Origin of the sequence: Natronomonas marina, from assembly GCF_024298905.1 — an archaeon.
Taxonomy (GTDB): Archaea; Halobacteriota; Halobacteria; order Halobacteriales; family Haloarculaceae; genus Natronomonas; species Natronomonas marina.
In genome coordinates this window covers 1,419,042-1,440,712 of record NZ_CP101154.1, presented here as the reverse complement: position 1 = coordinate 1,440,712, position 21,671 = coordinate 1,419,042, and the positions used below count along the sequence as shown (strand labels likewise).

Sequence of the window (21,671 nt, the reverse complement as noted above, 5' to 3'; positions counted from 1 at the left end):
TTGAGCATCCGGCACCCCTTTTCCATTAGCCCGCGTAGTCGACGACGAAATGAAACGACGGAACTTCCTCGCGGCCGCCGCGGCGTCGACGACCGCCGCGGTCGCCGGCTGTCTCGGGACCGGTCCTGCCGACGACGAACCGGCCGACAACGCGACCGAGGACCCGACCGACGAGCCAACCGCCTCGCCCGAACCGACCTCGCACGGGCCCGAACTCGCCGACGACTCCTTCGAGGTGACGGGCGTCGAGTGCGGCACGGAGTACGGCGACCACGACGTGACGACCGAGGACGGACGCGTCACCGTCGAGGGAACCCTCGACGGGCGCAACACCTGTTACACCGCCGAACTCGTCCGCGGCGAGTACGACGACGCCGAGGACACCCTCTACGTCGAGGTCGAGGCCGTCGAGGACGACGACGCCGCGGCCTGCAACCAGTGTATCGTCGAGATACACTACGTGGCGACCTTCGAGTTCGAGGGCGGCGAACCGGGGACCGTCCGGGTAGAACAGCGCGGCGAGACGACCGGTTCGAGTTCGGCGAGCAACAGCGTGAGCGCGGGCGGCGATGACTCCGAGGAGGGGACCGACACCGAGACCCCTCAGTCGGCCGACGACTGACCCTCGGGCAGCGCCTTCAGGCCGTAACGCGGGACACCTTCCTCGACGTAGATCCGCCGTGGGACCGCCCGGACGCGGTCGCCCACCTCGGCCTCGCCGACGACCTGTATCGGCAGCGAGACCGCGCCGTCGCCGGCGTCGAACCTGGCGATGGCGACGCCGAAGGCACCCTGCCGGGCCTGCTGTTCGGCGAACTCCGGCGGCGCACCGCCCCGGCCGATGGTGGTGGCGGCCTCGACGACGCCGACGCGGGCGGGCGCTACGGTCTCGAACTCGACCAGCGCCCGGCAGTCCGGGCAGGCGCCCTCCGGCGGGAAGGCGACCGCCTCACACTCCGGGCATCGACCGGCCTCGTGGCGGTGTCGCTGGGGGAGGCTGCGACGCCAGGTCGGCACCGGGACGTGCGCCGCGCCGCCGTCGGGTTTCTCGCCGACCACGTCGCCACGCCGACGGAGGTAGGCGGCGTAGTCCAGCTTTTGCTCGCCAGCCAGCGACGCCTCGACCGGCGCCGTCCCCTCGATGCGGAGCGCCGTCGCGCCCGCGCCCGACCCCCAGGCGACCGCGAGCGTCCGCTCGTGGCCGGACTCGAAGGCCCGGGCGACCCCCAGCGGGACGCTGGCTGCGGCCGTTTCGCCGAGTTCGGAGACCGTCTCGACGGCCGCGATGGCCTCGGCGTCGAGGTCCGTCCGGTAGGGCAGTTTCCCGTTCGGCGCCTGGACCGCGACGGCGTCGCACTCCCCGGTCGCGTCGTCGTCGAGCGCCTCGACGGCAGCCGCTATCGGCTCGGTGAACGCCGCCCGGTCGTAGGTGCCGACATCGAGCCCCTCGACGTCCTCGCTGCCCGACCGGCGGAACCGAGTCCCGGGCCGAACTTCGGCCGCCGTCGCGGTGTCGACGACGGTCGCGGGGGCGTCGGCGCCGACGAGGAAGGCGGCCGCACCCGCCCCGGCGGCGTGCTCCCGTGTGTCGTCGGGTTCGCCCGCCGGACAGTCGGCGGCGACGACCAGCGCCGGCCCCTCCCGGCCGAGGGCGTCCACCAGCGCGTCGACGCCAGCCCGCGTGTGCCCGCCGTAGAACCGCCGGTCGGCGTCGGCCGGCGCGTCCAGGTACGAGCCGAGCCGCGGCGTCAGGTCCTCCTCGGCCAGCGGCGGCGTCGTCGTCGCAAGCGACAGCGATTCAAGGTCGCCCCCGTCGGCCCCGGCTGCCGACAGCGCCCGTCGGGCCGCCTCGACCGCCATCGTCAGGGCGTCCTCGTCGGCGTCCGGCACCGCCTTCGTCTCGACGCCCGGAGCGTCGAAGCTCCCCCAGGCGTCCTCGAAGGCCGAGGCGGGGATTCGGTTCGCCGGAGTGTACGCGCCGGCGCCGAGAATCCCGCGGGTCACGCCGACCCCTCCCGTCGGTCCTCGCGTTCGAGGACGTGGACCACGGCGGCGCCGCCGGAGCCGCCGACGTTGTGGGTCAGCCCGACGGCGGGCGCCTCGAGCTGGCGGTCGCCCGCCCGCCCGGTCAGCTGGTCGAACGCCTCGACGAACTGTCCGGCGCCGGTCGCGCCGATGGGGTGGCCCTTCGACTTCAGGCCGCCGGATGTGTTGACGGGCAACTCGCCGTCCGGTCGCGTCGCGCCCGAGGCGACGTAGGGGCCGGCCTCGCCGCGCTCGCAGAAGCGGAGGTCCTCGTAAGCGAGCAGTTCGGCGATCGAAAAGCAGTCGTGCACCTCGGCGAAATCGAGGTCGTCGGGGCCGACGCCCGCCTGCTCGTAGGCGGCGTCGGCGGCCCGCCGGGCGGCCGGGATCGAGGTGTAACTGTCCCGCTGGAACAGGCCCACCCGGTCGGAGGCGGCGCCGACGCCCGCGACCCGAACCGGGTCGTCGGCGTACTCGTCCACGACGTCCTCGCTGGCGACCAGCACCGCGGCTGCGCCGTCGGTCGTCGGACAGCAGTGATACAGCGTCAGCGGGTCGGCGACCGTGGGCGCGTTCACCGCGTCCTCAAGCGTGCAGGTAAAGTCGAGTTGCGCCTTCGGGTTCCTCGCGCCGTTGTCGTGGTTCTTGACCGCGACGTGGGAGAGCTGTTCGGCCGTCGTGCCGTGCTCGCGCATGTGGGCCGAGGCCATCTGTGCGTAGACGCCGGCGAAGGTGGTCCCGGAGAGCCGCTCCCACTCGGTCTCGCCGGAGACGCCCAGCCAGTACCTGACGGCGTCGCCGGAGAGGTCGGTCATCACCTCGACGCCGCCCGCCAGGGCGAGGTCGGCCATCCCCGACCGGACCGCCATCACCGCCTGCCGGACCGCGTAGCCGGAAGCGGCACAGGCGTTCTCGACGCGAGTGACGGGCACGCCGTGGATCCCGGCGTGTTCGGTGACGGCCGGGGCCGAGAGTCCCAACTGGCGACCGCCGACGCCGAGCGTTCCGACGTAGGCCTCCTCGACGTCGTCGAGTTCCAGTCCCCCGTCGACGCTGTCTTCGGCGTTCTCGACGGCCGTCCGGAACAGCGACCGGTAGCTCTCGTCGGGGAAGGAACCGTACGCCGACTGCCCCGCCCCGACGACGTATGCGTCGCGCATACCGGCCGGTCGGTCGTGAGGGTATTAACAGTAGTTGGTGGTGTGGATCGGTGTCGGGTCTGCGGTGTCGCCGAGAGTCGGCGCGTGGTCCCTGGGGGTCACTCCTCGTCCAGGAGCGCGTCGTCGCCGTGGCGCCGTCGCAGATCGGCGAGGTACGCCTGCTGGTTGCGAACCCGGGGCGGGGCCTCCTCGTAGGCGTGTCGGAACAGCTGCTCGGGGTCGGGTTCGTACGCCGTCGCGCCGTCGACGAGTCGAGCCACCTCCGCTTCGGCGTCGGCCCGGACGGCCGCCACGCGGTCGTCGTCCAGCAGGCCGCGGTCGCGGAGGAACCGCTCCATGCGGTCGATGGGATCGCGCCGCTTCCACGCTTCGACCTCCTCTGGATCACGGTACGCGCTCGGGTCGTCCGCGGTCGTGTGGGCGCCGTAGCGATAGCAGATCGTCTCGACGAGGGTGGGTCGGCGTTCGTCGGGAGCGGGGTCGCGGGCCTTCGCCCTGGCCGCCGCGGTGACCGCGTAGACAGCGAGCGGGTCCATCCCGTCGACCTGAACGCCCGCAAAGCCGTAGGCGTCGGCCTTCCCCGCCAGACTCGCACTCGCCGTCTGTGCCTCGCGGGGCACGGAGATCGCCCACTGGTTGTTGTGACAGAGGAAGAGCGCCGGCACGTCGAAGACGCCGGCGAAGTTCAGCCCCTCGTGGAAGTCGCCTTCGCTCGTGGCGCCGTCGCCGAAGTGACAGCAGACGACCCCGTCGTCGCCACGGAGCTTCGACGCGAACGCCATCCCCGTCGCGTGCGGGATGTGACTCCCGATCGAGATGTTCAGCGGGAAGACGTGGCGGTCGGCCAGCCACTCGTTGCCGATCTCGTGGCCCATCCAGTACAGCAGGTACTCGGGTTCGATGCCCCGCACCACGACGGCGCCGTGCTCGCGGTACTGGTCGAGGATCCAGTCGTCGTCGGCCAGCGCGTGCGTCGACCCGATCTGTGCGCCCTCCTGGCCGGCCAGGGGCGCGTAGGTCCCCAGCCGGCCCTGCCGCTGGAGGCTCACGAGCCGCTCGTCGAGGTGCCGCGAGAGCACCATCTCGGCGTACATCGTCACCAGCTCCTCGTCGTCGAGGTCCGGAACGGTCGCCCCTTCGACCACCCGTCCGTCGGCGTCCAAGATCCGCACCGTCTCGCCGGGGTCCCCCGAGAGATACTGACGGTCCGTCACGGCGGATACGATGGGGATGACCGACATAACCCTTGGCACGACCGGGCGGTTGTCGTGGGAGGATGTCAGCGAGTTTGGGTATACAAGATGATCCGTCGTCAGTTACTGGCGGAGTCCACGTCCGTCAATTCGGTCCAGTCTAGCGTGCGGAGTTCGACGGCACAGATCTCACACAGAGGTACGGTCAGGTTCTCCCGATCGCTACCCTCGGCGTCGAGGACGAGATCGTGTTCGGTTACCGACCGCTCTTGATGATTACAGAGAATACAGACAGTCACTGATACGTATGTCGGATTTCAACCGGTATAAAACGACCATTTTTTGATCATCTGGGTGAGCGGGATTTCGCGGAACTGGTTTTGGCACCTCACGAACGTGTTCCCGTTCCGTTCAGGAATCGTGACAACGCTTACGTTGCTCTCCCCGCACGTTCGGGTATGGCCGACCCCATCGACTACACCGCGGTCGACCGCCGCAACTACTGGGAGCTGAACCGCGCCCTCCAGCGAACCGTCCGGCGGCGCTGCGGAGCCGACGCCGACCGCGACGCCCTGCTCGCCGAGTTCGGCGGCCTGATGGGAACGACCGTCACCGACAACGCCGACATTGTCGAGGAGAACCCGCCCGAACTCGACACCTACGACCGACGCGGCGAGGTAGCCAACGAAGTGACCCACCACCCGGCCCACCTCGAAAACGAGCGACTGGTCTACGAGAACGGCGTCATTGCGAACCTCTTTTCGGCCCCGCCCAGCCTCGACGGGCCGCTCGCACACGTCGAGCACTTCGCGCAGTTCTGCCTGATGGACCACACCTCCAGCGTCGGCCTGAGCTGTCCGGCCGCGATGACCGGCGGGGCCGCCCTGGTCCTCGAAAAGTTCGACGACGGGACGCTCTCGGAGTACTACGACGCGCTGACCGCCCGCGACTACGACGAACTTGCGACCGGGGCGATGTTCCTCACCGAAAAGCAGGGCGGATCCGACGTGGGCGCCAACGAGGTGCGCGCCGAACCGACCGACACCGAAGGAGTGTACGAACTGCACGGCGAGAAGTGGTTCTGCTCGAACGTCGACAGCGAGGCGGCGCTCGTCCTCGCACGGCGGCCCGACGCGCCCGACGGGACCGAGGGACTGTCGCTGTTCCTCTATCCCGGCGTCGGGGCGGGCGACCGCGACGCCGTGCTGTTCCGCCGGCTGAAGGACAAACTCGGCACGAAGAGCGTCCCCACGGGTGAGGTCGAGTTCCGCGGCGCCGAGGCGTACCTCGTCGGCGAACCCGAATCCGGCTTCAAGTACATGTCCGAGATGCTGAACATGGAGCGGCTCTACAACGCCGTCGGCAGCGTCGGCGCAATCGGGCGGGCGCTCCTGGAGTCGAAGCTGCACGCCTTCGACCGGGAGGCCTTCGGCGAGGTGCTGGCCGACCAGGCGCTGATGCGCCGGGACCTCGTCGACATGGCCGTCACCCACGAGGCGACGATGGCGGTCACCTTCGAGGCGGCCGCCCAGTTCGGCGCCCGCGAACGGGCGGCGGGCGACGCCGACGCCGAGGCGGCCTTCCGGCTCATGCGTATCCTGATTCCGGTCGTCAAGTACCGGACCGCACGGGAGGCGGTCGAGGCCGCCTCCTACGCGATGGAGATACGCGGCGGCGACGGCTACGTCGAGGAGCAGGTCCACCCGCGGTTGCTGCGGAACGCCCAGGTGCTGCCCATCTGGGAGGGTCCCTCGAACGTCATGGCGCTGGACGTGCTGCGGTCGATGCTGTCGGAGCTGTCCCACGAGGCGCTGCTGTCGACCTTCGAGGCGCGACTCGACGACGTCTCCGACCCCCGACTCGCCGACACGAGGGCGACCGTCGAGTCGGAACTGACGGGGCTGGCCGACGCCTTCGAGGCGGTGGCGACGACGGACCGGGACGGTGCCCAACTGGCCGCCAAGGAACTGGCCGACTACGTCTTCGACGTGGTGGCGGCCGTCCTGCTGCTGGAGCGCGCCCAGTGGCGCCTCGAGGAGGCCGACGACGCCCGCGAGGCCCGCGTCGCCGAGTGGTTCGTCCGCCGGGAACTGGCCGCGCCGGACGCCCGCGGCATCGGCGACGGCGAGCGCCTGCCGCTTTCGGCCTTCGACGCCATCGTCCGGTACGGCCGCGCCGAACCCGAGGAGCGAATCGAGGCGGCGGCCGACGACTGAGCGACCGGGGGCCGGCACGTCGACGCCCGCCCCCGTTTTGAGCACTGAGCGGGAGCCAACGGCTTAGTGACGCCGGGGCGACGGGCCGTGCATGTCCTCCGAGCCCTCCAGACGGCGGTTCCTGGCCGGGATCGGCGCCGCGGGCCTGCTCGCGGGAACCGGCTGTCTCCGCCGCCTCCAGGCCGCGGCGACGACGGTCGACTACCCCGCGACGCCCGCCCCGGACTACCGGCGGTGGCTCCCGGCGCCCGGAACGCTCCCCGACGGCGAGACCTACGACGCGATGCACCTCCGGCTGGCCGACCTCGTCGGGAACGACGACGTCCCGGGGCAGGCGGCGGGGTTGCGGAACCTCTTCGCACGGACCGGGCGGGCGCCGTTGGGCGTCGACCCCGGCCGGATACGGGCGGTCGTGAAGGTTGCGCTCGTCGAGGCGACGACGCTTCTCGGCTCCTTCGACCCCGGGAGCGTCGGGGCGGCGGCCCGGAAGGCGGGCTACGAGCGGACGGGGACGCATCGGGGCTTCGAACTCTACGAGCGTGCCGACGAACCACACGCCCTCGCCGCGAGCGGGACGGCAATCGTCCAGGCGCGGCACGACGAGGCGGCGACCGTCGCCCGGCGCGTCGTCGACGCCGGGCGGGGCGAAGTCGACCGGTACCACGAGGTCGACGACGGCTTCGAGCGGTTGAGCGACGCCGTCGGCGGGACGCTGTCGTGGGTCCACGGCGGCGACGGCTTCGACGCGCCGGCGGGGGTCGACCGGTCGGCGACCGGCCAGGCTCTCGTCGACGGGCGGGTGTTCTTCGCGCTCGTCTACCGCTTCGAGAGCGCCGAGGCGGCCTCACCGGCGGCGATTCGGGAGGCGGCGGCCGGCAACGGACGCCTCCCGCGGATGGCGCCGCTGGACGTGACCGTCGACGGCCGCCTCGGCCGCGCGGAGTTCGCCCGCGACGCCGCGAGCGTCCTCGAGGAGCGCCCCCTCCAGCCGATCGTGGCGTGGGCGTTCGACCGCGAGGCGACCGCCGGGCGGGTGACGGTCACCCACCGGGCCGGCGACCCCGTGCGGGCCGACCGGCTGTCCCTGCGGACCGACGACGGCCCCACCGGGCGGCAGTTCGCCGACGATCACGGGACGGTGCGGCCCGGCGACGCCGTCACGGTATCGGTCGAGACCGGCGAGGACCTCCGGGTCGTCTGGGAGGTGGCGCAGTCGGCCTCGACGATGGCCGCATCCCGGGGCGGGGGGCGCAGTCGGGGACCGTCGTCACCTTGAGGGTGTGGCCGCCCGAGGTGGGCGTATGCAGACGCGCCTCGCCGCCGACGTCGGCGGCACCTTCACCGACCTCGTCGCGGTCTCGGACGGCACCGTCAGCGTCGAGAAGGTCGCCTCGACGCCCGACGCCCCCGAGCAGGGCGTCACCGACGGCCTCCGGGCCATCGCGGACCGCGCCCCGCCGGAGTCGGTGGCCTACTTCGCCCACGGCACGACCGTCGCGACCAACGCCGTCCTCGAAGGCGAGTTCGCCGAGACGGCGCTCGTCACCACCACTGGCTTCCGGGACGCGCTGGAAATCGGCCGACAGGACCGCCCCGACATCTACGAGTTGCACGGCACCAAACCCGAGCCGGTCGTTCCCCGCGACCGCCGGTACGAAATCGACGAGCGACTGGACGAGCGGGGTGAGGTGCTCGAACCGCTGGACGAGGCGAGCGCCGAGGCGCTGGCCGAGCGCATCGACGCCGAGAGCGTCGCCGTCTCGTTGCTCTTCGCCTTCGAGAACGCCGATCACGAGGAGCGGGTCGGCGAGGCGCTGCGGGCGGCCGGCATCGACAGCGTCTCGCTGTCCTCGGCGGTACTGCCGGAAATCCGCGAGTACGAGCGGACGCTGGCGACGGCGCTGAACGCCGCCCTCCGGCCGCGGATGGACGCGTACCTCGGGCGGCTGGCGACCGACCTCGGCGCCGCCGGCGTCGAGGCGCCGCTCCGGGTGATGGGCTCGGACGGCGGCGTCGTTGCCGCCGACGAGGCCCGCCGTCGCCCCGTCGGGACGCTCCTGTCGGGACCGGCCGCGGGCGTCCGCGGCGCCGCCCACGTCGCCGGGCGCCTCGGCCGCGAGGACCTCCTGACGATGGACATGGGCGGGACCTCCTGTGACGTCTCGGTCGTGACGGACGGCGAACCGCTGGTGACGAGCGACGTCGAGGTGGGCGAGTACCCGGTCGCGGTCCCGATGGTCGACGTCCACACCGTCGGGGCGGGCGGCGGCTCCGTCGCCCGACTCGACGAGGGCGGCGCCCTCCGGGTCGGTCCCGAGTCGGCGGGCGCCGACCCTGGCCCGGTCTGCTACGGCCGCGGCGGGACCGACCCGACCGTGACGGACGCCCACTGCGTGCTCGGCCGCATCGACCCCGGAGCCTTCCTCGGCGAGGTCGGCGGCGCAGTCGACGAGACCGAGGCCGCCCTCGAGTCGCTCGGCGACCGCCTCGGCGTCGGCCCCCGGGAGGCCGCCGCGGGCGTGCTCCGGGTCGCCGACGCCAACACGGCGCGGGCGCTCCGGGTCGTCTCCGTCGAGCGGGGCTACGACCCCCGGGAGTTCGCGCTCGTGGCCTTCGGCGGCGCCGGGCCGCTGCACGCCGCCGCCGTCGCCGCCGAGGTCGGCGTCCCGGAGGTGCTCGTCCCCCGGTCGGCGGGCGTGCTGTCGGCGTTCGGCCTACTCGTCTCCGATGTGACCCACGAAGTCGCCCGTTCGCGCGTGCGGCCCTGGGGCGCCGTCGCGGCCGACGACCTCCGGGCGCGGTTCGAGCGCTTCGAGCGCGAGGGCGAAGCCCGCGTCCCCGACGGCCTCCCGGTCGAGCACGACCGCTACGTCGACCTCCGCTACGAGGGGCAGTCGTTCGACCTCCGGGTGCCGGTGCCGGAACCGGTCGAGGCGGCGACGCTGTCGGCCGTCGCCGACCGCTTCCACGAGCGACACGCCGAGCGGTACGGCCACGCCGCGCCAGGGGAACCGCTGGAACTGGTCGCCGTCCGGGTCCGGACCCGCGGCGTCGTCGAACCACCGACCCTGGAGGGGCCGCCGGAATCCGGGGCCCTCGAGGACGCGATTCGGGAGACCCGAACCGTCCGGTTCGAGTCGGACCACGAGACGCCGGTCTACGACCGCGAGCGGTTGCCGGCCGGCGCGAGCACCGGGGGTCCCGCAATCGTCGAGGGGCCCGACGCCACGGCGGTGGTCCGGCCCGCCGACCGCCTGACGGTCGAAGAGGACGGCACGCTCCGCATCGAGGTGGGACGGTGAGCGCCGACGGCGGGACGAACGGTGACAGCGACCATGGCGGCGTCGACCCGGTGACGCTGGAGGTGGTCCGCAACGCCTGTGCGTCCGTCTGCGAGGAGATGAACGCGACGCTGGTGCGGACGAGTTTCTCGCCGAACGTCAAGGAGCGCAAGGACTGCTCGTGTGCGCTGTTCGACGCCGACGGTGCCCTGCTCGCGCAGGCGGAGAACCTGCCGGTCCACCTCGGCGCGATGCCGTTCTCGGTGGCGGCGGCCCTGGAGGCGTTCCCGCCGGCGGCGCTCGAACCGGGCGACGCCGTCCTGCTGAACGACCCCTACGAGGGCGGCGCCCACCTGCCGGACCTGACGCTCGTGACGCCGGTGTTCGTCGACGAGGAACTGGTGGCGCTGGCGGCCAACCGCGCCCACCACGCCGACGTCGGCGGCGCGACGGCCGGCAGCGTCGGCGCCGACTCGACGGAGATATATCAGGAGGGACTCCGCATCCCGCCCGTCAAACTCCGCGAGGGCGGCGAACCGAACGCCGCGGTCTACGACCTCATCGAGCGGAACGTCCGGACGCCCGAGGAGCGACGCGGCGACCTCCGGGCGCAGGTGGCCGCGAACGAGACCGCCGTCGACCGCGTCGGCGAACTGGTCGGCCGCTACGGGGTCGAGACGCTTTCGGCGGCATTTGCGGAGGTGCAGGACTACTCCGAGCGGCGCATGCGGGCGGAACTCGGCGAGATTCCGGACGGCGAGTACCGTTTCGAGGACGTCCTCGACGGGGACGGCCACGGTGCCGTCGACCTGCCGGTCGTCGCCACCGTCACCGTCGACGGCGAGACGGTGTGTGTCGACTTCGCGGGCACCGCCGACCAGACCGCCGGCCCGGTCAACGCCGTGTTCGCGGTGACGGCCTCGGCGACCTACTACGCCGTCCGGGCGGTGACCGATCCCGACATCCCGCCGAACGCGGGCTGTTACCGACCGATCGAGATAGAGACCCCGTCGGGCAGTCTCGTCGACCCGGAGCCGCCGGCGGCCGTCGTCGGCGGCAACCTCGAGACCTCCCAGCGGGTCACCGACGCGGTGCTGGGCGCCTTCGCCGAGGCCGCCCCCGAGCGGGCCGTCGCCGCCGGCCAGGGGACGATGAACAACGTCACCTTCGGCGGGGCCGACGAGGCCGGCGACCCGTTCGCCTTCTACGAGACGCAGGCCGGCGGCTTCGGCGCCCACGCCGCCGGCGACGGGATGGACGCCGTCCACGTCCACATGAGCAACACGCTCAACACGCCCGCGGAGGTGCTGGAGACGGCCTATCCGCTCCGGGTGCGCCGGTACGCGCTCCGCCCCGATACCGGCGGCGCCGGGCGGTTCCGCGGCGGTCTCGGCCTCCGCCGGGACATCGAGGTCAGGACCGACGCGGTCTGTAGCCTGCTGGCCGACCGCCAGCGGCACGCACCCTACGGACTGGCGGGCGGCGGCGACGGCGCGACCGGCGTGACCTACCTGCTGGACGACGACGAGGAGCGCCGTCTCGACGCCAAGTCCACCCACGACCTCGAGGCGGGCGACACCGTGAGCCTGCGGACGCCCGGCGGCGGCGGGTACGGCGACCCGGCGGAGCGTTCGCTGGCGGCCATCGAACGGGACCTGCGCCTCGGGAAGGTCTCCGAGGCCGAAGCCCGGGAGGCCTACGGGTACGACCCGGACGACGAGTAGCGGGGCCGCTGCCGTCCACCTGGCGTTCCGGTCAGCAGTTTCGAGGCGGAGCCCCCGGCCTCACGGAGCGAGGGCTTCCGACTGGTCGGAAGCGCGACGCGAGTAGGCCGGGGAGGAAGCCGACACAGTAGGGAACAACCACTGGTATTGTCGCTGATGGACTCGCCATCCGATACGCTTTTTTCAGGGGCTACCATCCCAGCAACCAGTGATACCGTCGCACACGTCGCCGGTATCACAGGCCGCAGTAGCCCGGCCCCCGAATGGTGGGGACACCGACCCCGACGGTCGTTCGGTACGGGCGAGGAATGACCTTCCTCCCCGGCGACAACTGACGGCGAGTCCCACATCAAAGCCCCTCCCTCAACGAGCCAGGTCGCAAGACCGAGCGAAGTAGGGCGGGGTCGGTTACACCGTCAGTTCCGCGATACGGTAGGCGGTGTCGTCCTGCACCGTTCCCGGATTGACTCCCGTGACCTCGCGTGCGCTCCAGTAGATCCGGATCGTCACCCCGTCTGCGCTTCCGACGGGATCGAGATACACCGTCTCGCCGGCCTCCCAGGTGTCGCCGATGCCGACCTGCGGCGGGTTCGCGCCGGTCGATTCGGTGAACTTCTCTCGGCTGCTCGCCTGGGCCTCGTCGGCCGGCGTGGCGGTTCCCGGCGCCCCGCCGATGTCGAGGTCCGCCGAACCGATGACGTAGAGGTGCTCCGTCGCCACTGCCTGCCCGGACGTCAGCGTGATCGCTACCGTCTTCTCGCCGCCGTCGTCGACGAGTTCGTGCGAGAGCGTCACCCTCGGCGCCGGTTCCTGCTGGGTCTGCCCCAGGCTTATCGCCAGCACCGAGACGACGGATGCCAGAACAACGACTATCGAGACCAGCAACACGACGCCGATCACCGGCGACACCGCCCTCTCTTCCCCACGGGACTGCATGTACGGCAGCTTTCACCGGCACTGACTTGAGGACGCGCCACGAATCGGCCGGTGAGTCGGGCGACGTTCGGCCGCGACGGTGGCGGCGGTTCAGGCAAATATTATCAGGAACCCGCGCGAGTACCACCCCATGCCGTACAGCTACGAGCCGCACTACTTCGAGGACATGGAGGTCGGCAAGACCTTCGAGAGCGCCGGACGGACGATCACGGAGACGGATTTCCGGATGCACTCGATGTTCACCGGCGACTGGACGGAACTGCACACGAACAAGGAGTACGCCGAGCAGGGGCCGTTCGGCGCCCGGATCGGCCACGGCCCGATGACGTTCATCATTGCGACGGGGCTGTTCCAGCGAACCGGCATCGTCGAGCGGACCGTCGTCGCCTTCCTCGGGATGAATTACATGGACGTCCCGAACCCGGTGTTCATCGACGACACCGTCAGCGCGGTCTACGAGTGCGCCGAGAAGCGGGAACTCGACAGCCGCGACGACGCCGGCTACGTCGAGATCGACACCCACATGACCAACCAGGACGGCGAGTCCGTCTTCGAGGGCGACATGAAGTTCCTCTTCAAGCGGCGGGACGCCGAGTAGCCATGCTGGAGGTCTTCGAGGGCGAACCCCGCGCGGTCGACACCCACGCCCACCAGCCGACGAGCGTCTTCCTCGAGGACGCCGGCGGCGAGATACTGCAGGACGCCGCCCGGAAGTTCGGCGCCGAGATGGAGACGAAGAGCTACGGGGAGATGGTCGCCGAGTACCGCGAGGCCGGCGTCGACCGGACGGTACTGCTCGGCTGGGACGCCGAGACGAACACGGGGAACCCGCCGGTGCCGAACGACCACGTCGCCGAGGTGCGCGACGAGTACCCCGACTTCTTCGTCGGGTTCGGCTCCGTCGACCCGCTGAAGGACGACCCCGTCGAGGAAGCCCGCCGCTGTGTGGAGGACCTGGACCTCTCGGGGTTCAAGTTCCAGCAGATAGCCCAGGGCTTCGCGCCGAACGACCCCCAGCACCGCGAACTGTTCGACACCATCGAGGAGTTGGGCGTGCCGGTCGTCTTCCACGGCGGCAACTCGACGCTGGGTGCGGGCGCGCCCGGCGGCCGCGGCCTGCGAGTGAAGTACGGCGACCCCCTCATGGTCGACGACGTGGCCGCCGAACACCCCGAGCTGGACATCCTGCTCGCCCACCCCGCCTTCCCCTGGGAGAAGGAGCAACTGGCCGTCTGCCAGCAGAAGGGCAACGTCTACATGGACCTCTCGGGGTGGCTGCCGCGCTACATCGACGATCAGGTGCTGCAGTACGCCGGCTCGGTCCTGCAGGACAAGGTGATGTTCGGCACCGACTACCCGATGATAGAGCCCGAGGCGTGGCTCGCCGACTTCGCGGACCACACCGACTACCCGCCCGAGGTCCAGCGGAAGCTGCTGTGGGAGAACGCCGAGGCGTTCCTGGGGCTGTAGCTACTCCTCCCGCGGGAGCGTCAGGACGACGGCGCCCCCGTCGTGGTCGTCGTCGAACGAGAGGGTGCCCCCGAGCGCGGTGGTGGCGTACCAGGCCAGCCACAGGCCGAGGCCGCGGCTGTGGTTCAGTTGCGTGATGTCCGTCTCCCCGGTGACGACCGCCCGTTCGCGGTCGGGGATGCCGGGGCCGTCGTCGAGGATCGCCAGCCGAATCGTCTCGGCGTCGACGGAGCCGGTCACCGTCACTGTCGGAGCCTCTCCGCCGTGGACCGCGGCGTTCTCGACGAGTTCGGCGACGGCCTTCTCGAAGAGGTCCCCGCCGTCGACGCTCGCATCCTCGACATCGACCTCGAAGGTCGCCGCCGCGTTCCGCTCGCCGGCCGCTGCCACGGCCTCCTCGACGGCCCGCCCGAGGTCGACGACACGCCGGTCGCCCCGGTCGACCGACAGGGCCCGCTCGATGTCCCGGACCCGTTCGGCGAGGGCGATGATGCGGTCGATGGCGTCGAGCGCGCGGTCGGCGTACTCTTCGGTCTCACCGTCGAGTTCGGCCGCGAGCAACTCGAGGTACCCCTCCACGACGGTCCCGGAGTTGCGGAGGTTGTGCCGCAGGACGCGGTTCAACATCCCGATTCGGCGCTCGTTGAGTTTCCGGTCGGTGATGTCGGTGTAGATGCCGAACGCGCGGGGTCCCTCCTCGCTTTCGGCGTAGTGGACGCCCCGGAAGAGGAAGGTCCCCTGGCCGTCGGCCGTCTCCCGGACCACCTCGGTCGGTTCGAGGAGGTCCGAGGGGTCGAGGACGTCGAGCCGTTCGGCCTCTTCCCTGTGGTCGTCGGGGACGATGAGGTCGTTCGTCGAGCGGCCGCGTGCAGTCTCGCGGTCGACACCGAACGTCTCCGCGAAGGCGGGGTTGACCTCCCGGAGCAGCGGGCCGTGGTCGGTCAGCACGGCGTCGGTGATGGGGTCCGGCGACCGCTCGAAGAGGCTCGAAAAGCGGGCCCGCTCGGTCTCGAGTTCGCTGCAGTCGCGGACGACGCCGACGGCGCCGTCGAAGCGGTCACCCGGCAGCGACGACAGCTCGATTTCGACGGGTAACTCGCCGTCGGGCGTCCGCAGCGCCGCCTCGAAGGTCCGGGAAGTGTCCGGGGCGGTCCCGCGAAGCTCATCGAGGACGCCCTCGGGACCGGACGCCCCGGCAGCGAGGAACGCCTCGGCGGACGTTCCCCGGGCCGTCTCGGGATCGACCCCCAGGACGGTCGCCAGCGGCTCCGTCAGCAGTCGGACAGCGCCGTCGGCGTCGAGGACGAACACCATCTGCTCGACGTTCTCGTGGATGGCGCGGTACTGGTCGAGCCGTCGCTCCCGGCGGGCGCGGTCGAGCGCCGCCCGGACGTTGGCCGCCAGGATCTCCGCCAGCGCGCGCTGGTCGTCCTCGAACTGGGTGTCGGCCCGCGTCCCGACGGTGACGGTCCCGTGGTCGCCGAGCGGGAGACAGTACGCCGCCGCGATCGCCCCGGCCTCGCCGGGGAGTTCGGCTTCGGTGCCGTCGTAGGCCAGTATCTCGCCGCGCTGGAACGCCCGGCCCGGGAGGCCCTCGCCCGGCGCGTAGCGGGGTCGCTCGTCCATCTCGGTGGCGACGGCATCGCTCCTGGCGGCGGGGTAGAGGACGTCGGCCTCCTCGTCGTAGAGGCGAACGAGAACGTACTCCAGGCCGAGGACGTTCTCGGCAGCGTCGCGGCCGATGGCGGCGATGGCCTCCCGGTCGTGGGCGGTCATCAGTTCGCCGGTCGTCGACAGCAACGCGTTCAGCGCCTCCTCGCGGCGCTTCCGTCGGGTGATGTCCTGGAAGAGCACCGACAGCCCCTCCTCGGAGGGGTAGGCGCTGACCCCGAACCACGTCTCGAGCGGTTCGTAGTAGGCCTCGAAATCGACGGACTCCTGGTTCTCCATCGCCCGCCGGTAGTTCCGCTCGAAGACCGTCCCCTCGGCGCTGGGGACCGCCTCCCAGAGGTTCCGTCCGACCACCTCCTCGACCTCGGAGGCGGCGGCCGAACGGATTATTTCGGCGCCGAACTCGTTGAGATAGGTGAACTCCCAGTCGGCGTCGAGCGCGAAGAAGCCGTCGTCGATTCGCTCGAGGACCGTATTAAGACGGTCGCGGGTCGCCCGCAGTTCGGCCTCGCGGTCCTCTCGCTCGAGTTCGTGGCTCACCCGCTCGACGAGCAACTCGACGAAGGAGCGCTCGACCGCGGAGAAATCCACCTCCCGGGCGGCCTCGTCGGCGAAACACAGGGTGCCGACGGTCTCGCCGTCGACGGTTATCGTCCCGCCGACGTAACAGCCCAGGCCGTACTTCTCGACGGCTGGGTCCGCGCGCCACTCGGGGTCGCTGGCGGCGTCGGTCACGGTCAAGGGACTCTCGGCGTCGATGGCCCGCCGACAGTACGTCGTCGACAGCGACGCGACGCCGCCGGGCTGGATTTTCGGGTGGTCGCCGCGCGCGCTGACGACCTCGAAACGGTCGTCAGCCTCGTCGACGGACGCCAGGAACCCGATGTCGAGGTCGAGGTACTCACAGCCGACGGCGAGCAGTTCCTCGGCCAGCGCCTCGAAGCCGTCGTGGTCGGCCGTCGAGACGCGGTGGAGGTCCCGCAGCGCCCGCTCGTGTCGCGTCTCGGCCTCGCCACCGTCGGCGCGAACCGCCGGCGGTCCCCCGCTCGCGGAATCGTCGGCGATGGCCCGTATCCGCGCGGTCAGCGACCCCTCGCTGCCCTCGAAGGCCCCGATCGGTGCGTACTCGACGCCGAGACGGGACACGGCGGCGCCGACCTCTGGGTCGGCCCGCCCCGCGACCACGACCGGCAGCGACGGCCGGCGCCGGCGCAGCGACTCGACCGCGGATTCCCACCCTTCGTGGGGCACGACGACCGCGCAGTCGACCCGTTCGGGGACGACTGCGTCGACCGTCGAGACCCGCCGTACCACTCCGTCGAAGTCGGGTAGCGCCGCGATGCCGTCGTCGAAATTCCCGACGCACGCCACGCGAACGCTCCGCTCGAATTCGGCAGTCACTCGTCGGGTGTAGACCGCCCGTACGGAGATAAATATACTGCCCGACACAGGAACGATAAGGGCGGCTTCAGTCGAGGACCTGCCGGAGGAGCGTCGCCTGCCCTCGCCGGAGTCGTTCGAGGAAGGCGGACTTCGAGACACCGAGTTCGGCCGCGACGTCGGCGGCGGTGACGGCCTTCGGGACCTCGAAGTAGCCCATCCCGTATGCGGCTTCGAGCGCCTCGGTCTGGGCGGGCGTCAGGTCCCAGCGGGCGTCGACGCCGCCCTCACCTTCCTCCCGAAGCGGGGAGATCCGTTCGAGGCGGACGCCGACGGTCTCGCCGGCGGCCTCGAGCACGCCGCTCAGGACGTCCTGGCCGACGACGGCGCCGACGTGGCGCTCGGTGCCCTCCCGGTAGCCGACCGACTCGACCAGAAAACCCTCGTCGATGAGCCGGTGGACCACGCACCGTTCCTTGGAGAGACACCGGTAGGTGTACTCCCCGCCCGTCTCCGCCCGGTGGAGGTACCTGATCCGGTCGTCGGCCTCGAGAACCTCGGCCAGTTCGGGGTCCGGACTGGAGAACCGCAGCAGCGTGTAGCCGTCGCCGCGCCGCAACGGCGGGGCGGCCTCGACGGTCGCCTCCGCCGCCCGGGAGGCCTCCGCCAGCGGACAGCCGTCGCCGGTGACGCGGAACTCGACGACCAGACACTCCGAAATCACGCCGGACGTTGGGGTCGCCGAGTACTTAAAACAGCCACATGAACGGGTGAATCAGTATGTGGGAGGCTCCCCCTAGTTAGGTGTAACGATGGATCTCGAAACGGTCACAGAGCGAGCCGGGCCGCGGGAGTTCGGTCCCGGCGACGAGATGCCCGAGGAGTACCGGGAGGCGGCGACCCGGATGATACAGTTCCACGCCAACAGCGAGATCATGGGCGCCTACATCGAGCGGCCGTTCATCCGGCAGGCGCCGTCGCTGGACCGCAAGCTCGCCGTGAGCGCGCAGGTACAGGACGAGATCGGTCACGGGCAACTGCTCTACCGGGCCGCCGAGGAACTCGGCGTCAAGAGCCGCGAGCGGATGCTCGAGGAACTGGCCAGCGGCGAGGGGAAGTTCCTCAACTGCTTTCACTACCCGCTGGACGACTGGTACGAACTGCCGATGATCATGTTCTTCGTCGACGGCGCCGCGATGCGTCGCCAGGCGACGCTGAAGCGGACCTCCTGGGAGCCGTACGCCCACGCCATCGACAAGATTTGCTTCGAGGAGGGCTTCCACATCAAGCACGGCGAGGACATCCTCCGGACCATCGCCACTGGGAGCCGGAAGGATCAACAGCGCCTCCAGGCAGCCTTCGAGAAGTGGTGGCCCCGCATCCTGCAGTTCTTCGGGCCGACCGACGACGACTCCACGCACGGGGAGTTCGCCATGGAGGTCGGCCTCAAGACGATGAGCAACGACGACCTGCGGAACGCCTTCCTGAACGCCTACGTCCCGAAGGCGAAGAAGTACGGCCTCGAGTTGCCGGAGTACCCCCGCGTCGAGTACCACGAGAGCGACGACTACTACGAGGTCTACGAGGAGGATCTCGACTGGTCGGAGTTCTTCACCGTCGCCAGAAACGAGTTGCCGACCGGCGCCGGACAGATCGAAAAACGCCGGCGCTCGCAGGCGGCCGTCGAGTGGGTCCGCGACGCCATCGAATCACCCGGGCAGGGCGGGGCAACCCCTGCGGCCGCCGACGACTGACCATGAAGTGGGAAGTGTTCCGCCAGGAGAAGACGAAGGACTACCACACCCACGTCGGGAACGTCCACGCGCCGAACGCCGAGATGGCCAAGCAGTACGCCCAGATCATGCACGCCCGCCGGAAGCCGGCCAACAGCCTCTGGGTCGTTCCGAAGGAGGAAATCGAGGAGGTCCACGCCGACGAACGGGGCGTCGAGATGGGCGGCACCACCCAGAAGGAGTACCGCTGGGCGACGAACTACAACACCGACGAGACGTTCGCCGAGGAGATCGAGGACAGCCAGCGCGAACAGGAGGCCGCAGAACGGGACCTCGCGGAGGCGGACCGATGACGCTGGGCGCCGCCGACGAACTGAACGACCGCGAGCGGGCGGCCGTCGAGGCCGAGTTGCGGTGTCTCGCCGACGACGAGTTCGTCGCCGCCGAGCGCTATACCGAGTGGCAGGTCCGCGGGCCGACGCTGGAGGCCGACGTCGCCGTCGCCAACATCGCACAGGACGAGTTGGGTCACGCCCGCCTGTGGTACGACCTGCTGGAGGACTTCGGCCACGACCAGGTCGACCTCATCTGGGAACGCGACCCGGCGGACTTCCGGCACGCGACGCTCCTCGAGCAGGGCTTCGCTGAGGGCGACTGGGCCGACTGCATCGTCCGGGGCTACCTCTACGACACCTTCGAACGGCTCCGGCTGGAGTCGCTGGAGGAGACCACCTACCCCCGAATCGCCGACCGCGTCGGGAAGGTGCTCGGCGAGGAGGAGTACCACCGCGAACACGCCCACAACTGGCTGGAGCGACTCGCCGAGGACGCCGAGGGGCGACGGCGCCTTCAGGCCGCCCTCGACCGCCTCTTTCCGCACGCACTGACGCTGTTCGAGCCGACCGACCACGAGGAGGCCATCGTCGACCTCGGCGTGCGGCCGGACCCCCTCTCGGAGTTGCGGGCGGAGTGGCGCGACATGGTCACGCCGGTGCTGGGCGGGCTCGGTCTCGACGTGCCGGTCGCCGACCACGAGGACCTGCTGCCGGCGGCCCGCGGCCGCGACGGGAGCCACACCGACGACTGGGCGTCGCTGTACAACGAGTTCACGTTCACCTACGAACAGCTCGGGCGCTCGGAGGCGCCCGCACTGATGCCCGACCCCGACGAGGCCGATGTCTGAGGACGTCCCCGAGGTCGACGTCGAGGACATCGAGGCGGGACCGAGCTACTGCGCATACACGGAGTACGAACACGGCGTCGACGTCGAGGCGTTGCCGGCGACGGGCGCCGACGCCGAGGGCCTCGATGCCGCCGTCTGGGAACATCTCTACGAGGTCGAGGACCCCGAGATGCCCGTCTCGGTGGTCGACCTGGGGCTGATATACGACGTGACCGTCGAGGACGGGACGGCGACGGTGACGATGACGCTGACCTACACGGGCTGTCCGGCCCGCGACTACCTGACCGAAGACGTCCGGCAGGCCGCCGCCCGTGCGGAGGGCGTCGACGACGCCGAGGTCGAACTCGTGTGGAGCCCCGAGTGGAGCCTCGAGATGGTGACCGAGGCGGGCAAGGCCGACCTCCGGGAGTTCGGGGTGTCGGTGTAAGTTAACCCACGGCTAAAGCCGTGAGCTTTCACCATGGACTCCCGCTCTGGCCGAATCCGGCAGGGGTTTGACCCCGTTCGCGTTCAACATCCCGGTGTTCAAGCGCACACCTACGGGTGCGCCTCCTTCGCCACCAATTTGGTTGCGAAGGAGCCTGTAGCCGATGTTCTTGGCCGCGTTGTAGTCCGCGTGGTTCTCGTACCCACAGGCCTGACAGCAAAACGTGTCCTGTACGGGGCGGTTGTCTTCGTGGGTGAATCCACACGACGAACACCGCCGGGACGTGTTCTTCGGGTTCACCTGCTCGACCCGGATGCCGCGCTCTTTAGCCTTGTACGAGACGTACTCGTACAGGCGACGGAACGCCCACTCGTGGAATCGCCGGGCGTTGGGCATCCGGTCGCGGATGTCCGTCAAGTCCTCGAAGGCTATCACCGTACAGCCGCTCTCGGCGGCTTCCGCGACGAGTTCGTTCGCCACGCGGTGAAGGTACTGCTCGAAGCGGCCCGTCTCCTTGCGTCCGACCGCTTGGACGTTTTGGTGTGCCCACCGCGACCCGCACTCTTGGAGGGATTTGCGGCGCTCGACGTACTCCGTCCGCCAATGGTTAAATTCGTCGGCAGACCAGAACACGCCGGTCGAAGTAACGGCGATGTTCTCGACTCCGAGGTCCACGCCGAGAACCGTTCCGTTCTCGACTGGTTCGGGGTCGTCCACGTCCGCCTTTGTTCGGACGTGAAGGTAGAAATCGCCACGGCGGTAGTGGAGTGTCGCGCCGGTCGTCTCCCACTCCTCGGAGTGCAGATACTTCGAGTGGGGCGTGTCACGGTTTTCGTCGGGCAAGACGTACTCGGCGGTGACGCGGCCATCAACGGTGGACAGCGAAGCGTGGTCGTCGTAGAACGTGGCGTTGCGCTGGTTGTATTCGCAAAACGGCGTCGTGAACGTCGGCAACGAGGCGTGTTCGCCCTTCGACCACTTGGCGACCACACTATCGAGCGCATCGACAGCACGGTCACGAGCCGATTGGACGTGGTTGCTATGGAGCCGCGTCTGCTCGCGTACCTCGTCGTAGGTTATGTCGTGGAGGACCGACGAGCGGGTTTCGACCCACTCGCCGTCCCACGCGGCGTCTACGACGTAGTTAGCGGCCCACAGGAACTCGTCAATCGTCTCGTGAAGCAGGTCCGCCTGTTCGTCGGTCACGTCGAGTTTGACCGGGACGGTTCGGCGGACCTCCATACTAATCACAACAAGAATCATGGTTAAAAG

General features: G+C 70.3%; 18 protein-coding genes. 11 read left to right on the top strand and 7 right to left on the bottom strand.

Annotated elements, in window-relative coordinates; translation table 11 throughout:
- Window positions 1–49: 49 nt before the first annotated feature.
- Complete coding sequence (locus NLF94_RS07780; protein WP_254840898.1) at window positions 50–622, top strand: hypothetical protein; 573 nt, start codon at window positions 50–52, stop codon at window positions 620–622.
- Here the strand turns inward: NLF94_RS07780 and NLF94_RS07775 are convergent.
- The 3 genes from NLF94_RS07775 to pdhA form a co-directional block, all read right to left on the bottom strand.
- Entirely contained in the window at window positions 604–2,004 is a 1,401-nt protein-coding gene (locus tag NLF94_RS07775; protein WP_254840897.1) for an ACP synthase, read from the bottom strand. The two genes, NLF94_RS07780 and NLF94_RS07775, sit on opposite strands and share 19 nt — an antisense overlap.
- Window positions 2,001–3,185 carry a thiolase domain-containing protein gene (locus NLF94_RS07770; RefSeq protein ID WP_254840896.1) on the bottom strand — a complete coding sequence of 395 codons (1,185 nt, stop codon included), beginning with the start codon at window positions 3,183–3,185 and terminating at the stop codon, window positions 2,001–2,003. The genes NLF94_RS07775 and NLF94_RS07770 overlap by 4 nt, the downstream gene beginning before the upstream one ends.
- A gap of 98 nt (window positions 3,186–3,283) precedes the next feature.
- A complete protein-coding gene (gene pdhA, locus NLF94_RS07765; RefSeq protein ID WP_254840895.1) occupies window positions 3,284–4,426 on the bottom strand; it encodes a pyruvate dehydrogenase (acetyl-transferring) E1 component subunit alpha in 1,143 nt (380 codons plus the stop codon).
- A 410-nt stretch (window positions 4,427–4,836) separates the two neighbouring features.
- Between pdhA and NLF94_RS07760 the strand changes: the two genes are divergently transcribed.
- The 4 genes from NLF94_RS07760 to NLF94_RS07745 all read left to right on the top strand — a co-directional run bounded on the left by NLF94_RS07760 (window position 4,837) and on the right by NLF94_RS07745 (window position 11,599).
- Complete coding sequence (locus NLF94_RS07760; protein WP_254840894.1) at window positions 4,837–6,594, top strand: acyl-CoA dehydrogenase family protein; 1,758 nt, start codon at window positions 4,837–4,839, stop codon at window positions 6,592–6,594.
- A gap of 91 nt (window positions 6,595–6,685) precedes the next feature.
- The gene (locus tag NLF94_RS07755) at window positions 6,686–7,870 is read left to right on the top strand and encodes a hypothetical protein (protein ID WP_254840893.1); all 1,185 of its coding nucleotides are present in this window, start codon (window positions 6,686–6,688) and stop codon (window positions 7,868–7,870) included.
- A gap of 25 nt (window positions 7,871–7,895) precedes the next feature.
- Window positions 7,896–9,896 (top strand): hydantoinase/oxoprolinase family protein, encoded by a 2,001-nt coding sequence (locus NLF94_RS07750; RefSeq protein WP_254840892.1) that lies wholly within the window; start codon window positions 7,896–7,898, stop codon window positions 9,894–9,896.
- Window positions 9,893–11,599, top strand: a complete 1,707-nt coding sequence (locus NLF94_RS07745; RefSeq protein WP_256558722.1) for a hydantoinase B/oxoprolinase family protein — start codon at window positions 9,893–9,895, stop codon at window positions 11,597–11,599. Before NLF94_RS07750 ends, NLF94_RS07745 begins: the two co-directional genes overlap by 4 nt.
- A gap of 408 nt (window positions 11,600–12,007) precedes the next feature.
- Here NLF94_RS07745 and NLF94_RS07740 read toward each other — a convergent pair whose 3' ends face one another.
- On the bottom strand, window positions 12,008–12,535 hold the full coding sequence (locus NLF94_RS07740) for a type IV pilin domain-containing protein (RefSeq protein WP_254840891.1): 528 nt from the start codon (window positions 12,533–12,535) through the stop codon (window positions 12,008–12,010).
- Between the two features lie 130 nt (window positions 12,536–12,665).
- Here NLF94_RS07740 and NLF94_RS07735 point away from each other — a divergent pair, with 130 nt between their 5' ends.
- Together NLF94_RS07735 and NLF94_RS07730 are read left to right on the top strand one after the other, a co-directional pair.
- Window positions 12,666–13,133: a MaoC/PaaZ C-terminal domain-containing protein gene (locus tag NLF94_RS07735; protein WP_254840890.1), complete on the top strand. Its 468-nt coding sequence runs from the start codon at window positions 12,666–12,668 to the stop codon at window positions 13,131–13,133.
- Between the two features lie 2 nt (window positions 13,134–13,135).
- Entirely contained in the window at window positions 13,136–14,005 is an 870-nt protein-coding gene (locus NLF94_RS07730; protein ID WP_254840889.1) for an amidohydrolase family protein, read from the top strand.
- Here the strand turns inward: NLF94_RS07730 and NLF94_RS07725 are convergent, their stop codons facing one another.
- Together NLF94_RS07725 and NLF94_RS07720 are read right to left on the bottom strand one after the other, a co-directional pair.
- Window positions 14,006–17,077, bottom strand: a complete 3,072-nt coding sequence (locus NLF94_RS07725; RefSeq protein ID WP_254840888.1) for a PAS domain S-box protein — start codon at window positions 17,075–17,077, stop codon at window positions 14,006–14,008.
- A gap of 67 nt (window positions 17,078–17,144) precedes the next feature.
- A complete protein-coding gene (locus tag NLF94_RS07720) occupies window positions 17,145–17,780 on the bottom strand; it encodes a helix-turn-helix domain-containing protein (RefSeq protein ID WP_254840887.1) in 636 nt (211 codons plus the stop codon).
- 88 nt (window positions 17,781–17,868) lie between these two features.
- Between NLF94_RS07720 and NLF94_RS07715 the strand changes: the two genes are divergently transcribed.
- Genes NLF94_RS07715 through paaD form a run of 4 tightly spaced genes read left to right on the top strand, consistent with a single transcriptional unit; the run spans window position 17,869 to window position 20,399 of the window.
- Window positions 17,869–18,810: a Phenylacetic acid catabolic protein gene (locus tag NLF94_RS07715; protein ID WP_254840886.1), complete on the top strand. Its 942-nt coding sequence runs from the start codon at window positions 17,869–17,871 to the stop codon at window positions 18,808–18,810.
- A 2-nt stretch (window positions 18,811–18,812) separates the two neighbouring features.
- The gene (locus NLF94_RS07710; RefSeq protein WP_254840885.1) at window positions 18,813–19,142 is read left to right on the top strand and encodes a phenylacetic acid degradation protein PaaB; all 330 of its coding nucleotides are present in this window, start codon (window positions 18,813–18,815) and stop codon (window positions 19,140–19,142) included.
- Window positions 19,139–19,972, top strand: coding sequence for a 1,2-phenylacetyl-CoA epoxidase subunit PaaC (gene paaC, locus NLF94_RS07705; RefSeq protein ID WP_254840884.1), 834 nt, complete (start codon window positions 19,139–19,141; stop codon window positions 19,970–19,972). Before NLF94_RS07710 ends, paaC begins: the two co-directional genes overlap by 4 nt.
- On the top strand, window positions 19,965–20,399 hold the full coding sequence (paaD, locus tag NLF94_RS07700) for a 1,2-phenylacetyl-CoA epoxidase subunit PaaD (RefSeq protein ID WP_254840883.1): 435 nt from the start codon (window positions 19,965–19,967) through the stop codon (window positions 20,397–20,399). Before paaC ends, paaD begins: the two co-directional genes overlap by 8 nt.
- A gap of 12 nt (window positions 20,400–20,411) precedes the next feature.
- On the opposite strand, the gene NLF94_RS07695 is transcribed toward paaD, so the two are convergent.
- Entirely contained in the window at window positions 20,412–21,641 is a 1,230-nt protein-coding gene (locus tag NLF94_RS07695) for an RNA-guided endonuclease InsQ/TnpB family protein (RefSeq protein ID WP_254840882.1), read from the bottom strand.
- Window positions 21,642–21,671: the final 30 nt, after the last annotated feature.